A 13,047-nucleotide genomic window follows, 5' to 3' on the forward strand; every position below is an offset into this window, starting at 1 on the left:
TGCCTCGCCCGGCGGGAGGGGCATGATGGGGGGATGAGCTCCAGCGCCGGGCGCGACGCCCAGTCCGAGATCTACCGCGACGGTGTCGCGGGCCGTCGCCCGCGCATCCCCGTGGGATACCCCCAGCTGGAGCGAGCCGCACAGCGACGGCTGAGCCGAGCGGCGTTCGCGTACATCGCCGGGTCCGCCGGGCTGGAGCGCACGGCGGACGCCAACACGGAGGCGTTCCGGCGGCGGCGCATCGTCCCGCGCGTCCTGCGCGACGTGTCGGCGCGCGACCTCTCCGTCGAGCTGTTCGGCGTCCGGCGGCCGACGCCGCTGCTGCTCGCCCCGATCGGCGTGCTGGAGCTCGCCCGGCGCGGAGGGGATGCGGCAGCGGCCCGCGCCGCCGCCGCCCTCGGCGTGCCGGCCGTGCTCTCGAACCAGGCGTCGCAGCCGATGGAGGAGGTCGTCGGCGCTATGGAGGACGTGGCGCCCGCCGCATCCCGCTGGTTCCAGCTGTACTGGAGTTCGTCGCGCGACCTGGTGGCGAGCCTCGTCGAGCGGGCGGAGCGCTCGGGATGCGAAGCGATCGTGGTCACGCTCGACACGCACGTGCTCGGCTGGCGGCCGCGCGACCTCGCCCTCGGCTACCTTCCGTTCAGCCGGGGTCTGGGGATCGCGCAGTACACCTCCGATCCGGTGTTCCAGCAGCTGGTGCGCGAGCGGGCGACCGTCGCGTCCGGGCCGCGCCCGACGCCGACCCCGGCTGCGGTCGCGGCCTTCGCCAGCATGCTGCGCCACCATCCCGGGCCGCTGCGCGAGAAGCTGCGATCGGGAGAGCCGCTCGCCGCGGTCGAGACGTTCCTCGACGTGTTCGCGGACCCGTCGCTGACCTGGGACGACCTGGCGTTCCTCCGCGAGCACACCCGGCTGCCGATCGTGCTGAAGGGCGTGCTGCATCCCGACGACGCCCGACGTGCGCTCGACGCCGGGGTGGATGCCGTCCAGGTCTCGAACCACGGCGGCCGCCAGATCGACGGCGAGGTGGCGGCGCTCGATGCACTGCCCGGTGTCGTGGCGGCGGTCGACGGACGGGTGCCGGTGATCTTCGACAGCGGCATCCGCGGCGGTGCGGATGCGGCGATCGCCCTCGCCCTCGGCGCCCGGGCCGTCGCGATCGGCCGGCCGTACGCCTACGCCCTCGCCGTCGCGGGCGAGGCGGGCGTGCGGGAGCTGCTGCGCAACACGATCGCCGAGCTCGACATCACCCTCGGTCTCGCGGGCGTCCGCAGCGTCGCCGAGCTGGATGCGGGCATCCTGTCACCGACGCCCGCGCCGGTCGCTCACTAGGCTGGAAGATCGGTACCAGCCGAAGGGAGCCTGCTGATGTCCGAATCCACCGCGGCGCCTGTGAGCATCCGGGCCTCCATCGGGGTAGCCGAGTACCCGGCTCTCGTGGCGATCTGGCGACGAGCCGTGGATGCGACGCACGACTTCCTCTCGGCGACCGATCGCGACGAGATCGAGGCACGGCTGGCATCCGACTACTTCCCCGCCGTCACGCTGTCGGTCGCCGACCGGGACGGCCGCCCCGTCGGCTTCTCCGGTCTGCTCGACGGCACGCTGGAGATGCTCTTCGTGGATGCGGCCGAGCGCGGCGGCGGGATCGGCACGGCGCTTCTCGATCACGCGATCCGCGACCACGGCGTCGTCCGCGTCGACGTCAACGAGCAGAACGCATCAGCCGCCGGTTTCTACCGCTCCCGCGGCTTCGCGGTCGTCGGTCGGAGCGCGACCGACGAGGCCGGTCGTCCGTATCCGCTGCTCCACCTCGAGCTCGCACCGGCGAACCGGCCCCGCTAGGAGACCGACGCCCCGATCAGCGAAAGCAGCGCCTGCGCATAGGCGGTGGCGGCGTCATCGTGCTCGAAGTACCGCTCCTCCCCCTCGATCAGCACGGTCACCCGGTAGCCGTCGGGCGTGCGCGCCAGGTGGCGGAAGGTGCCGCCGAGCAGTTCGCGCAGCTGGTCCTCGCGCGGGATCCATAGGGCGTCCTCGACGGCGAGCGAGTCGAGCGCCCACTCGGTCGTGCCGTTGAAGCCGAGGATGGTCCCGGTGTCGAAGTGGTGCGGCTCGATCGTCATCTCGCTGACGGTGAAGCGCTCCCCCTCCATGCCGGGTCGGTCGATGGCGAATGTGTCGCCCGACGCCGGCTGCCAGCGCAACCCCGCCGTGCGAAGCTGCCGGGCGATGTCCTCTGCGATCATGGATGCTCCTTTGCGGTCAGTCGGTGACGATGACGATCTTGCCGCGCACGTGGCCCCCCTCGAGCCGCGCGTACGCCTCCACCGTCCGTTCGATCGGGTAGATCGAGTCGATCGGCAGCACCAGCTCGTTCTCGGCGAGCAGGTCGGCGAGCTCGGCGAGGTCGTCGTTGGTCGCGGCGCGCCCGCCGACGTTCTGCGCTCCCCGCGCCTCCGGCCCGAAGACCGCGATGGAGTTGACGCGTTCGATCGGCACACCGAGTTCCAGCGCCGCCTCGATCGTCTCCGGGCCGTGGTTGTCGAGCACGGCGGTCACACGGTCGTCGTCGAGGACGTCGCGCACGCGCTCGGCGAGACCGTCGCCGTAGGTCACCGGGATGACGCCGAGCGACTCGAGGAACTCGTGGTTCTCCTCGCTCGCCGTGCCGATCACCGTCGCCCCCGCGCGGACGACCAGCTGGGCGGCGAGCACGCCGACCCCGCCCGCTGCAGCGCTCACCAGCACGGTGTCGCGCTCGCGGATGCCCAGAGCGCGCACCGTGGCGAACGCCGTCCGGCCGACGACGCCGAGCGAACCGGCCACCTCAAACGTCAGCGGATCGGGTTTCGCGATCACCTGCCCGTCCTCCGGCACCACCACGAAGTCGGCGATGGAGGAGAACGGCGCCGTGCCGAGCACGGCCTGGCCGAGCTCGAACCGCGTTACGCCGTCGCCGATCTCCTCGACGAATCCGGCGAAGTCCTGTCCGATCCCGCTCGGCAGCGTCACGCCCATGTGCGCGGCGGCCCGCTCGTCGCGGTAGGCCTTCACATCCATCGGATTGAGCCCGGCCGCCATCACGCGGACCAGCACCTGGCCGGGACCCGGCCACGGTCTCTCCCGCTCCACCACGTGCAGGTAGTCGCGGGAGCCGAACTCATCGAACTGGACGAAACGCGGCACGGACGGGCTCCTTCCCTCTGGTAGCACGGAGCCTAGCCCCGACACCCCCGGAACAGCAGGGAGAGAGCCACAGGTGCAGCGAGCGCTCAGCCGAAGAGGAGCGCGGCCTCCTCGTAGCGCGCGGGCGGCACGGTCTTCAGACCGCCAGTCGCGTCGGCGATCGAGACGTTGACGACGTCGGTGCCGCGCAGCGACACCATGGAGCCCCAGCGACCCTCGTACACCGCATCCACCGCCGCCATACCGAGGCGGGTGGCGAGGACGCGGTCGTACGCGCTCGGGACGCCGCCGCGCTGCATGTGGCCGAGCACGGTCGCCCGCGACTCGATGCCGGTGCGCTCCTCGATCATGGGGGCGAGCATCTCGCCGATGCCGCCGAGGCGCGGCCGGTTGAACGCATCCAGTCCCTTGTGCGAGTGCGCCTCCTCCATCGTGTCGAGGTGGAAGCCCTCCGACACGACGATGACGGGCGCACGGCCGCGGTCGCGGACCGACTCGACCCACTCGCAGATCTGCTCGATCGACTGCGGCTGCTCCGGGATGAGGATGGCGTGGGCGCCGCCCGCCATGCCCGAGTGCAGGGCGATCCAGCCGACGTGACGGCCCATGACCTCGACGACCATGCAGCGCTGGTGCGACTCGGCGGTGGTGCGGAGGCGGTCGATCGCCTCGGTGGCGATCTCGACGGCCGTGTCGAAGCCGAACGAGTAGTCGGTGGCGGCGAGGTCGTTGTCGATGGTCTTCGGCACGCCGACGATCTTGAGCCCGGCGTCGGTGAGACGGCGTGCGGCCGTCAGGGTGCCCTCTCCGCCGATGGCGATGATCGCGTCGATGCCGTTCTCATCCATCATCCGCTGGATGTTCTCGGGGCCGCCCTTGTCGCCCTCGAACGGGTTGGTGCGGCTGGAGCCGAGGATGGTGCCGCCCTGGCGGGACAGGCCGCGGACGCTGTGCCGGTCGAGCGGCATGATGTCGCCGTCGACCACACCGCGCCAGCCGTAACGGAAGCCGGCGAACTCGGAGCGGTACACGCGGTCGCCCTTCAGGACCGCGCCGCGGATCACCGCGTTCAGGCCCGGGCAGTCGCCGCCGCTGGTGAGGATGCCGATCTTCATGCTGCTCCGTTTCTCAAGGCGTTCCCTGAATCATGCCCGGATGCCCCGGCCTGCACAAAATCGCACTGGACGCTGAGCGCGGCGGGTGGTAAACGGGCCGGGTAGACCGTTCGGGTGTCAGAGGCCGAGGGCGCGCTGCAGCTTGGACGAGCTGGCCGACGGCCGGGCTCCCGCCGCGAGCAGGTGCTCCTCGATCTCGTCGAGGAGGGCGTTGCGGCGCTGACGGGTGTCGGGGGCCCCGCTCAGGAGCTCCACCTCCCACTCGCGCCACTCCTGCGTCGCGCCGGTCCGGAGGTTCTCGCTCCGGACGTGGTCGTCGGTGAGCTCGGCGACCTCGAAGCCGGCAGCATCCTGCAGCAGGACGCTGTCGCGCTCGTTCGTGACCCGGGCGATCGGGACGAGCGGTTCGTCGCCGATCAGCTCGCGCAGGTGCTGCCGCAGCTCGGCGGGCGGCTCGTCGCCCTCCGTGAGGTCCCAGTGCAGCTCGGTGCGGCCCTCCTCGGCGGGCAGCTTGACGTGCCAGCCGGCGTCGTGGCCGCCACGGCGCACGCGGACCGCGGTCCTGTGCTGGGCGAGCGCCAGATCGGCCGTGTCGAAATAGGTGGCCACGAGTTCGTGCCGCTCGGGCTCCCCCTGCACCGCGATCGTGCCGACGCCGACGAGCTGAGGATGCTGTGCCTCGGCCTCGACGTCGTACTTGCGCTCGATCTCGGTCTGGGAGTGGTGGGGCATATCCCCTGTCTAGCCCACAATTCGTCTGTCGCGAAATTTCAAGCGGGCCGCCCGCCGCAGCCCCTACGGTGAACGCATGACCTCAGAGACGATCACCGCCCGCTTCGATGTCACCGGCTGGGAGCCGGCCGACCTGCCGGGCATCGACGGCGACTGGGTGGGCGCCGTCGTCATGCGGAAGACCTACACCGAGGGACTGGTGGGCGAGTCCGTCGCGCACTTCGTCTCCTCCGGCACCGAGGAGGGCGGGCGCGGTTACCTCGCCGCCGAGCGGATCACCGGCCGGCTGGAGGACGGGAGGGCAGGCTCGTTCACCGTCCACCACGGCGCGCTGCAGCATCCCGGCGACAGCTCGGCCTTCGGGAACATCGTGCCGGGCACGGGGACGGACGACTTCGCCGACTTCCGGGGAGCGGCCAGGATCGAGCACGACGACCGCGGCGCGTTCTTCGTCTTCGAGCTGGAGTGAGACCACCCTTCACGCCCGCAGCAGGCCGCTGTACCGTGGGGGCATGAGCGACCCCAGAGGACGTGAGTACCGAGACGACGAGGACCTCGACGACTTCCGCGAGGCGCAGGAGACCGACTACGAGCCGGAGCCCGTCATCCACGACCCGGAGGACGTGCCGGTGGTCGACGACGAGGACGACAAACTGCTCCCCGACGACGACCGCCCGGTGCCGATCGACCCCGACGACGCCGAGATCGCCTAGGCGACAGCTCCTGACTTTTTCGGCCGAATCGGCGTCTGGGACGCGAAAAACTCAGGAGCCGGCGGTGTGAGCCGGCGGTGTGAGGTCAGGCGAGGGCGTCCGTCAGCAGGTGGATGAGGGCGTCGAGCTGCACGGAGTCGGCCGAGCCGACCTCGACATCGCTGCCGTCGAGGGCGCGCGCGGCGAGGCCCTGCTTGGCGTCGATGAGCTCGGCGATCTTCGAGTCGATCGTCTGCGCCGCGATGATCCGCCACGCCGTGACCGGCTCCTCCTGACCGATGCGGTGAACGCGGTCGATCGCCTGCGTCTGCTCGGCCGCCGTCCACGACAGCTCGGCGAGCACGACGTTCGACGCGGCCTGGAGGTTCAGGCCGACGCCCGCCGCCGTGAGCGAGCAGACCGCGACCGCGACCTCCGGGTCGTTGTTGAACGCGTCGATCTCCTTCTGCCGTGACAGCGCGGACTGGTCGCCGCGGATCGAGATCGTCTTCAGGTCGCGGGCCGCGAAGGCCTCCTCCGCCGCATCCATCACGTCGATGTGCTTGGCGAAGAACACCACCTTGCCGACCGAGCGGGCGAGCTGGGCCGTGTAGTCCGACGCGAGGCCGGCCTTCGCCTGGCCGATCCGGCGGACCATCGTGAAGACGTTCTCGCCGGACTTGGCCGACTTCGAGTCCTCCAGTTCGGACTGCGCAACCAGCCGGATGAGGTGCTTCTTGTGCGCCTCGTCGTCGCCTTCGAAGCCGTCCGGCCGACCGGCGGCCGCCGCGCGCTGGTAGCGCGTGACGAGCCGGGCGGCGAGGTCCTTCTCCGCCTGGCGGATCGAACGCCCGAGTTCGTCGTCCAGCTCGACCGGCAGGTCCACGACGCGGCGACTCGGCAGGTCGGCCGCGACGTCGAGCTTGCGCCGGCGCACGATGCCCATGTCGATGACGGCCTCGCGGGCGGCGGCGTAGAAGCCGAAGTCGGCCGGGGTCAGCCCGGTCTCCTCCAGGTGCTCCATGAGGGTCGCGGTCGGCTTGTTGCCGTCGATCCAGCCGAGGAACTGCCAGATCGCCTTGAAGTCGTCGATGTCGTTGATCAGCGGGGTACCGGTCAGGGCGATCATCAGCGGGTCGGGTGTGGTCGAGCGGATGGCGTCGGCCAGCCCCAGCACCAGGCGCGAACGCTGCGAGTGCAGGTTCTTGATGAAGTGCGCCTCGTCGACGACCATGCCCTTGAAGCCGAGCGTGCTCAGCCAGGAGAGGTGCCGATCCAGCACCTCGTAGTTGACGATGACGATGTCCGCGAAGGCGTCGAGGCCCTCGCCGTCGCCGTGGATGACCGTGGCGCGACGCTGCGGAGTCCAGCGCTCGACCTCGCGCGCCCAGTTCATCTTGACGACGTTGGGAACGACGGCGAGCAGCGGATACGCCCCGGCGACCGAGGCGGCGAGGACGGACTGCGCCGTCTTGCCGAGGCCCGGCTCATCCGCCAGCAGGAAGCTGCGGTGGCCGAGGCGCACGCTCTCGATGAAGCGCGATTGGTGGTGCATCAGCTCGAGGCCCTGCGGAGAGTAGCGGTCGAGCAGCGGGGCGGGCGGCAGTTCCATGCTGGCCGCCTGGCCTCCTGCGCCGTACTCGAACGACTTGAACAGCGGGCCGAGCAGCTCCCACGAGTCGAGCCGGCGGCGCGGTGTCGGCGCGGACGCACTGAGACGGGAGAAGTCGGGAGCGAGGAACGGGTTGGACAGCTGGCGCGCCTTCACCGACGGCGGGACGACCTGCTTCTCCGCCAGCTCGGGCGGGATGACGCTGTCCTGCTTGGTCACCGGACGCTCGATCGTGATGATCAGGTCGTCGGGCGAGAGCTCGGTTCCCGACTCCAGGAGCCAGTCACGGCGCATCTTCTGCGCGGTAGCGGTGGAGGGCGACTCGCTCTCGAGCAGCGAGATCAGCGACGTGTCGCGCGCCGCCGTCTTCGCCAGGATGGTCGCGATGCCGTCGAGGCGCTTCAGCTGCTCCGCACGTGCGGCGTCGCTGAGGTCCGGGTCGGACTTCGCCCTGGCGCGCTCCTCGCGCATCAGGAACGCGATCACCTGGAACTTGGTGCGGTTCGTCGGCCCGAGCTTCTTGCCGTCGGCGGCCTTCGCCTCGACCTCGCGCACCTTGCGGGCGAGGACGGGGATGAGTCCGTCGTTGTTGGCGTGCCGGTTCTTCCGCTGCTGCGGCCTGGTCGGGCTGGTGCGCTGACCGGAACGAGACATGGTCCTCCAGGAGAGGCGTCGCGCACTGCCGGAGGGTGCGACGCCGTTTGGGCGTGAGGCCGGCGGGGCGGGGAGGTCGGGTACCGAGTGGACCGTGTTCGCCGCGAGTGACGCCGGGAGCGCGACACAGGATGGCCGCGCAACACCCATTTTACCGGATGTACGGCCGTTCAGCGACGCGTGTCTGCGGGGATCTTGATCGTGACCGCCGCGGCGACGAACACGACGGCTCCCGCGATCGACAGACCCTGCAGTGCGACGCCGCCGAGCGGCAGCGGCCAGACCGGATTCCAGACCACCGCGAGCGGGATGAGGCCCGCGAACCACCACCACATCCGCGCCTGTCCGGCGAAGACGCAGAGGATGAGCGCGAGGATGCTGACCGCGTAGCGCACGTACAGGTACCAGTCGCCGCCGATCAGGGCGAGACCGGCGAGGAGCACGATCGCTCCGAGCAGGCCTGGGACCAGCGCGGCGCGGTTGAAGGCGGGCTGCTGCGGAGTGTGAGGTGCGGGCATCGGGAGTCCACTCTACGCAGTCCGGATGCCGGAAATGGTGCGCCCGCCCGATGGCGGAGACGTTCTCTCCGGTCGGGCGGGCGACGCTGTGTGGTGCGGGTCGCTGTCGGTTACAGCACTCCGCGGCGGAACAGGAATGCGCAGGGCGGGGCGTCGGATCCGACACGGACCGTGACGCTGGAGTTTCGGGCGAGCTCGAGGAACGGTTCGAGCTCGAGGCGGGTCATCGGGACTCGACGGAGTTCGGCGTCGGATGCGATCCCGTTCACTGCGAACGCGACGTCGGGTACGTCGTAGGGTTCGTCAGCGAGATCAAGGAACACGATCGGCGATGCATCGTCCTGGTCGAGCGGGAACACGGAGAGGATCGCCTCGGCGGCGGCCTCAGTCGTGACGTCGTCACCGAGGTGAACGACGGGCGTTGTTATCTTGTCCTCCGGGTAGCCGCTGCCGACGAGGGTAAGCGTCGCGCCATCATGCATCGCGTCGAGCGCGCTCAAGAGCGCACCGGACAGCAGCGGGCTGAGGTTCTTCAGCAAAGTCGGGCCTTTCCTGTTAAACGAATATTTCTCAACCCCTACGTGGAGGATAGACCCACCGGTATGTCCACACACGCCCCCTATTAGGGGGATACTTGTCTGTCCACCGTGCGCACACCCAGTCGAGATGCTCTGCGCGAACGGGATGGCGTACCCCCGCCGGGTATGAGCCTTCCGGGACTATCCTGAGGGGGTGATCGCAGACATCAAGAAGCGGGCGCTGCACCGCACGCGCATCCTCGAAGGCCAGCTCCGGGGCCTCGAGAAGATGATCGAGAACGAGGACTACTGCATCGACATCATCACGCAGTCCCTCGCCATCCAGAAGTCGCTCGGCTCGCTCAATAAGCTGCTGGTCGAGAACCACCTCCGCACGCACGTCTCCGAGATGTTCGAGGAGGGCGGCAGCGCACGGGACGACGCGATCGTCGAGCTGCTCAAGGTGTACGAGCTCTCCAACAACCGCGGCTAGGCGTAGCGCATGAGTGACCGCGAAGAGCTCATCCACATCGTCCGCGGCGACATCACCGACGAGACCGTCGATGCGATCGTCAACGCCGCCAACAGCTCGCTCCTCGGCGGCGGAGGGGTCGACGGCGCCATCCACCGCCGCGGCGGGCCCACGATCCTGGAGGCCACGCGCGAGCTCCGCGCGACGACCCTCCCGGACGGCCTGCCCACCGGCCAGGCCGTCGCGACGACCGCGGGCGACCTCGCGGCGAAGTGGGTCATCCACGCGGTCGGGCCGGTCTGGTCGAGCGGCGAGGACCGCACACCTCTCCTGCAGAACGCCTACCGCTCGTCCCTCCGCGTCGCCCGCGAGCTCGGTGCCCGCACCGTCGCCTTCCCCGCGATCTCGGCCGGCGTCTACGGCTGGCCGATGGATGACGCGGCGCGCATCGCCATCAGTACCGTCCGCGCCGTGCTGTCCTCCGGCGTCGGCTCGGTCGAGCACGTGCGCTTCGTCCTGTTTTCCGACGAGGCGTTCGACGCGTTCCGGGAAGCGGCCGGCGAGTGACGGCGGAGGCGCTCGACCGCTTCCGGGCTCTGCTGCGCATTCCCACCATGTCCCGCAACGCCGTGGAGGAGACCGACTGGGCGGTGTTCGACGAGTTCATCGCCGCACTGCCGCAGCTCTACCCGGCCCTGCACAGCGCCCTGGAGCAGGAGCGGCACGGACACTCCCTGCTCTACCGCTGGCGCGGCCGGAGCGATGAGGCGCCCACCGTCCTGATGGCGCACTACGACGTGGTTCCCGCGACCGCGGAGGGCTGGACGCATCCGCCCTTCGGCGCCGAACTGACCGGCTCGGGCGAGCAGCAGCTGTTGTGGGGGCGCGGGGCGATCGACGACAAGGGGGCGCTCGTCGCGATCCTGGAGGCGGTGGAGGCGCTCGTGCAGGACGGCTTCCAGCCGGCCAACGACGTGTATCTGAGCTTCGGACACGACGAGGAGACGGTCGGCTCGGGAGCGCGGGCGATCGCCTCGGTGCTCGCCGGGCGCGGCATCCGCCCGGCACTGGTCCTCGACGAGGGCGGCGCCGTCGTCGAACGCATCTTCCCGGGCGTCAGCAAGCCCATCGCGGTGATCGGCGTGAGCGAGAAGGGCATCACCAGCGTGCGGCTCACCGTCGAACAGAACGGCGGTCACGCGTCCACTCCCCCGAAGACGACCGCGACGGTCCGGCTCGCCCGGGCCATCACCCGCCTCAACGACCGGCCGTTCCCCGCCCGCCTGACCGAGACGAACCTGCGGATGGTGGAGACGCTGGGCGCGCACGCGACCGGTCCCCTGCGCGCCGTCTTCACGCGCGCCCGCCGGCTTCAGCCCGCGCTGCGCGTCGTATTCGGCCGGCTCAGCGACGAGACGCGTGCGATCGTGCGGACCACGACCGCCGTGACGCAGCTGCGCGGGAGCCTCGCCGCGAACGCGCTGCCGGAGACGGCGGAGGCCGTGGTCAACACCCGAATCGCGGTCGGCTCGTCGGTCGCCGAGACGCTCGACCACATCCGCCGGGCGATCCGCGACGACGCCGTCCGTGTGGAGGCGGTCGACGCGAGCGAGCCGTCCCCCGTCTCCCCCGCCGACGGTCCCGAGTGGGACCGTCTCGCGACCGCGATCGGAGCCGTGCACCCGCACGCCGTTGTGACGCCGTACATCATGCTCGGCGCGAGCGACAGCCGGCACTTCACCGGCATCTGCGACGCGGTCTACCGGTTCACCCCGTTCGAGCTGAGCGCCGAGGAGCGGGGCGCGCTGCACGCGCGCGACGAGCGCATCCATGTCGCCACCTGGCGCCGCGGCGTCGCCGTCTACGCCCACCTCCTCCGCGCCTCCTGACCCGCCGCCCTCCGCCACTCCGCCCTCCGTCGAGTCCGCAAACTTTGTACGCCGCGACCGCGCGGCGCGTGCAAAGTTTGCGGACTCGACGGCTGGGGCGGAGCGGCGGGAGAGATGAGCCGGGGTGTGCGAAGTGCACAGAGTCGAGGCGAAGTCGTGCGGGGTGCACATTCCGTGAGGGGAGGGGCGCTGGCTACGGTTTCGGGCAACCGTCCCCCTCCACCCGTATGAAGGACACCCAATGGCACGCACAGCTCATGCCGACGACTTCGCCCTCTCCCGTGTTACCCCCGACGCGCGCAAGCCGTGGTTCGGGATCGCGGTGCAGCGCTTCGGTCAGGTCTCGGCTCTCTCGCAGTTCCTGCTCGGGGCGACCCTGGGCTACAGCATGACCTTCGGCGAGGCGGCGCTCGCGCTGCTCCTCGGCTCGATCATCCTCGAGGTGATCATGTGCATCGTCGGCATCATCGGGCAGAAGGAGGGGCTGAACACGGCCCTCCTGGCCCGCTGGACCGGCTTCGGCGAGATCGGCGCCTCCCTCGTCGGCCTCGCGATCGGCATCAGCCTCATCGGCTGGTTCGGCATCCAGTCCGCCATCTCCGCCCAGTCCCTCAACGTGCTCATGCCCGGCGTCATGCCGGTGTGGGTGTGGAGCCTGCTGTTCGGCCTGGCCGTCACCGCCATCGTCGCGTACGGCTTCGTCGGGATGCAGTGGCTGGCGAACATCACCGTCCCGCTGTTCCTCATCCTCGTCGGCTGGTCGATCATCAGCGAGCTCAGCAAGCACTCGCTCGGCGAGCTGATGACGTCGCCCGCGCCCGGTCCGACGATGTCGGTCTGGCAGGGCACCGGAATCGTCGCGGGCGGCCTCATCGTCGGCGCGATCATCACCGCCGACATGACCCGGTTCAACCGCAGCCGGGCCGACGTCGTCAAGCAGACCGTTCTGGGCGTGACGCTCGGCGAGTTCGTCATCGGCCTCGCCGGCGTGCTGCTCGCCCACGCGGCGGCCAGCGGCGACATCGTCGCCATCGTGACCTCGTCGATCGGCTTCGTCGGCCTGATCATCGTCATCACCGGAACGCTGAAGATCAACGACTGGAACCTGTACTCGTCCACGCTCGGACTGGTCAACTTCATCTCCACCGCGTTCGCGAAGAACCTGCACCGCGTGACCACGACGATCGTGCTCGGCATCGTCGGCTCGGTGCTCGCCGCCGCGGGCATCCTCGCCCAGTTCACCGGCTTCCTCACGATCCTCGGCGTCGCCTTCCCGCCGATCGCCGGCATCATGGTCGCCGAGTACTTCTTCGTCCGCCGGTGGCGCGGCGACCTCGACGCCACCCGGGCCTCCGGCCGCCTCCCGGAGCACGCCCCGCGGATCGTGCCCGTCACCCTCCTCGTGTGGCTGGTCTCCTCGCTGGTCGGCTACTTCGTGACCTGGGGCATCCCCGCCATCTGGTCGCTGCTGCTCTCGATCGTGCTCTACACGGTCGCCGGCAAGCTCGGCTGGGTGCGCGGCGTCGGCCGCGCCACGACCATCCAGGCTCCGGCCGGTGCGGACGGCGCGACGACGGCACCGTCGGCGGACGCCCCCTCCGGCCCCGAGGCCGTCGCCTCCAACTGAGCCTCGGCTCCCGAACCGCCCCATCACCA

The 13,047-nt window shown here is 70.3% G+C and carries 15 protein-coding genes; 8 read left to right on the forward strand and 7 right to left on the reverse strand.

Features of this window, described 5'->3' with window-relative positions:
• Positions 1-33: 33 nt before the first annotated feature.
• The gene (locus tag H284_RS0103595) at positions 34-1,332 is read left to right on the forward strand and encodes an alpha-hydroxy-acid oxidizing protein (protein WP_020075185.1); all 1,299 of its coding nucleotides are present in this window, start codon (positions 34-36) and stop codon (positions 1,330-1,332) included.
• Between the two features lie 36 nt (positions 1,333-1,368).
• Positions 1,369-1,845 carry an acetyltransferase gene (locus H284_RS0103600; RefSeq protein WP_020075186.1) on the forward strand — a complete coding sequence of 159 codons (477 nt, stop codon included), beginning with the start codon at positions 1,369-1,371 and terminating at the stop codon, positions 1,843-1,845.
• On the opposite strand, the gene H284_RS0103605 is transcribed toward H284_RS0103600, so the two are convergent.
• The 4 genes from H284_RS0103605 to H284_RS0103620 all read right to left on the reverse strand — a co-directional run bounded on the left by H284_RS0103605 (position 1,842) and on the right by H284_RS0103620 (position 5,036).
• Positions 1,842-2,249: a hypothetical protein gene (locus H284_RS0103605; protein ID WP_018190401.1), complete on the reverse strand. Its 408-nt coding sequence runs from the start codon at positions 2,247-2,249 to the stop codon at positions 1,842-1,844. The two genes, H284_RS0103600 and H284_RS0103605, sit on opposite strands and share 4 nt — an antisense overlap.
• Before the next feature lie 16 nt (positions 2,250-2,265).
• On the reverse strand, positions 2,266-3,189 hold the full coding sequence (locus H284_RS0103610) for an NADP-dependent oxidoreductase (protein ID WP_020075187.1): 924 nt from the start codon (positions 3,187-3,189) through the stop codon (positions 2,266-2,268).
• An 86-nt stretch (positions 3,190-3,275) separates the two neighbouring features.
• Entirely contained in the window at positions 3,276-4,304 is a 1,029-nt protein-coding gene (locus tag H284_RS0103615; protein WP_018190399.1) for a 6-phosphofructokinase, read from the reverse strand.
• 117 nt (positions 4,305-4,421) lie between these two features.
• A complete protein-coding gene (locus H284_RS0103620; protein WP_020075188.1) occupies positions 4,422-5,036 on the reverse strand; it encodes a CYTH domain-containing protein in 615 nt (204 codons plus the stop codon).
• A 76-nt stretch (positions 5,037-5,112) separates the two neighbouring features.
• On the opposite strand from H284_RS0103620, the gene H284_RS0103625 reads away from it, so the two are divergent.
• Entirely contained in the window at positions 5,113-5,505 is a 393-nt protein-coding gene (locus tag H284_RS0103625) for a DUF3224 domain-containing protein (RefSeq protein ID WP_020075189.1), read from the forward strand.
• Positions 5,506-5,548: 43 nt separating this feature from the next.
• Positions 5,549-5,749: a hypothetical protein gene (locus H284_RS0103630; protein ID WP_020075190.1), complete on the forward strand. Its 201-nt coding sequence runs from the start codon at positions 5,549-5,551 to the stop codon at positions 5,747-5,749.
• Positions 5,750-5,834: 85 nt separating this feature from the next.
• On the opposite strand, the gene H284_RS0103635 is transcribed toward H284_RS0103630, so the two are convergent.
• The 3 genes from H284_RS0103635 to H284_RS0103645 form a co-directional block, all read right to left on the reverse strand.
• On the reverse strand, positions 5,835-7,994 hold the full coding sequence (locus H284_RS0103635) for a DEAD/DEAH box helicase (RefSeq protein WP_020075191.1): 2,160 nt from the start codon (positions 7,992-7,994) through the stop codon (positions 5,835-5,837).
• A gap of 170 nt (positions 7,995-8,164) precedes the next feature.
• Positions 8,165-8,512 (reverse strand): DUF6804 family protein, encoded by a 348-nt coding sequence (locus H284_RS0103640; RefSeq protein WP_020075192.1) that lies wholly within the window; start codon positions 8,510-8,512, stop codon positions 8,165-8,167.
• Positions 8,513-8,622: 110 nt separating this feature from the next.
• A complete protein-coding gene (locus tag H284_RS0103645) occupies positions 8,623-9,126 on the reverse strand; it encodes an RbsD/FucU domain-containing protein (protein ID WP_231371061.1) in 504 nt (167 codons plus the stop codon).
• Positions 9,127-9,244: 118 nt separating this feature from the next.
• On the opposite strand from H284_RS0103645, the gene H284_RS0103650 reads away from it, so the two are divergent.
• From H284_RS0103650 to H284_RS0103665, 4 genes are all read left to right on the forward strand, one after another.
• Positions 9,245-9,523, forward strand: coding sequence for a metal-sensitive transcriptional regulator (locus H284_RS0103650; RefSeq protein WP_018190392.1), 279 nt, complete (start codon positions 9,245-9,247; stop codon positions 9,521-9,523).
• Between the two features lie 9 nt (positions 9,524-9,532).
• Positions 9,533-10,069 carry an O-acetyl-ADP-ribose deacetylase gene (locus H284_RS0103655; RefSeq protein WP_020075193.1) on the forward strand — a complete coding sequence of 179 codons (537 nt, stop codon included), beginning with the start codon at positions 9,533-9,535 and terminating at the stop codon, positions 10,067-10,069.
• The gene (locus tag H284_RS0103660; protein ID WP_020075194.1) at positions 10,066-11,391 is read left to right on the forward strand and encodes a M20/M25/M40 family metallo-hydrolase; all 1,326 of its coding nucleotides are present in this window, start codon (positions 10,066-10,068) and stop codon (positions 11,389-11,391) included. The genes H284_RS0103655 and H284_RS0103660 overlap by 4 nt, the downstream gene beginning before the upstream one ends.
• 241 nt (positions 11,392-11,632) lie before the next feature.
• A complete protein-coding gene (locus H284_RS0103665; RefSeq protein ID WP_020075195.1) occupies positions 11,633-13,018 on the forward strand; it encodes a purine-cytosine permease family protein in 1,386 nt (461 codons plus the stop codon).
• The last annotated feature ends 29 nt before the right edge of the window (positions 13,019-13,047 follow it).

Source organism: Cryocola sp. 340MFSha3.1 (genome assembly GCF_000383315.1).
Classification (GTDB): Bacteria; Actinomycetota; Actinomycetes; order Actinomycetales; family Microbacteriaceae; genus Leifsonia.

What these genes read in the sequence shown, in the direction of transcription:
- H284_RS0103595 (WP_020075185.1), top strand. Translation starts at nt 34, where the DNA reads ATGAGCTCCAGCGCCGGGCGCGACGCCCAGTCCGAGATCTACCGCGAC.
- H284_RS0103600 (WP_020075186.1), top strand. Translation starts at nt 1,369, where the DNA reads ATGTCCGAATCCACCGCGGCGCCTGTGAGCATCCGGGCCTCCATCGGG.
- H284_RS0103605 (WP_018190401.1), bottom strand. Translation starts at nt 2,249, where the DNA reads ATGATCGCAGAGGACATCGCCCGGCAGCTTCGCACGGCGGGGTTGCGC.
- H284_RS0103615 (WP_018190399.1), bottom strand. Translation starts at nt 4,304, where the DNA reads ATGAAGATCGGCATCCTCACCAGCGGCGGCGACTGCCCGGGCCTGAAC.
- H284_RS0103620 (WP_020075188.1), bottom strand. Translation starts at nt 5,036, where the DNA reads ATGCCCCACCACTCCCAGACCGAGATCGAGCGCAAGTACGACGTCGAG.
- H284_RS0103625 (WP_020075189.1), top strand. Translation starts at nt 5,113, where the DNA reads ATGACCTCAGAGACGATCACCGCCCGCTTCGATGTCACCGGCTGGGAG.
- H284_RS0103630 (WP_020075190.1), top strand. Translation starts at nt 5,549, where the DNA reads ATGAGCGACCCCAGAGGACGTGAGTACCGAGACGACGAGGACCTCGAC.
- H284_RS0103635 (WP_020075191.1), bottom strand. Translation starts at nt 7,994, where the DNA reads ATGTCTCGTTCCGGTCAGCGCACCAGCCCGACCAGGCCGCAGCAGCGG.
- H284_RS0103640 (WP_020075192.1), bottom strand. Translation starts at nt 8,512, where the DNA reads ATGCCCGCACCTCACACTCCGCAGCAGCCCGCCTTCAACCGCGCCGCG.
- H284_RS0103655 (WP_020075193.1), top strand. Translation starts at nt 9,533, where the DNA reads ATGAGTGACCGCGAAGAGCTCATCCACATCGTCCGCGGCGACATCACC.
- H284_RS0103665 (WP_020075195.1), top strand. Translation starts at nt 11,633, where the DNA reads ATGGCACGCACAGCTCATGCCGACGACTTCGCCCTCTCCCGTGTTACC.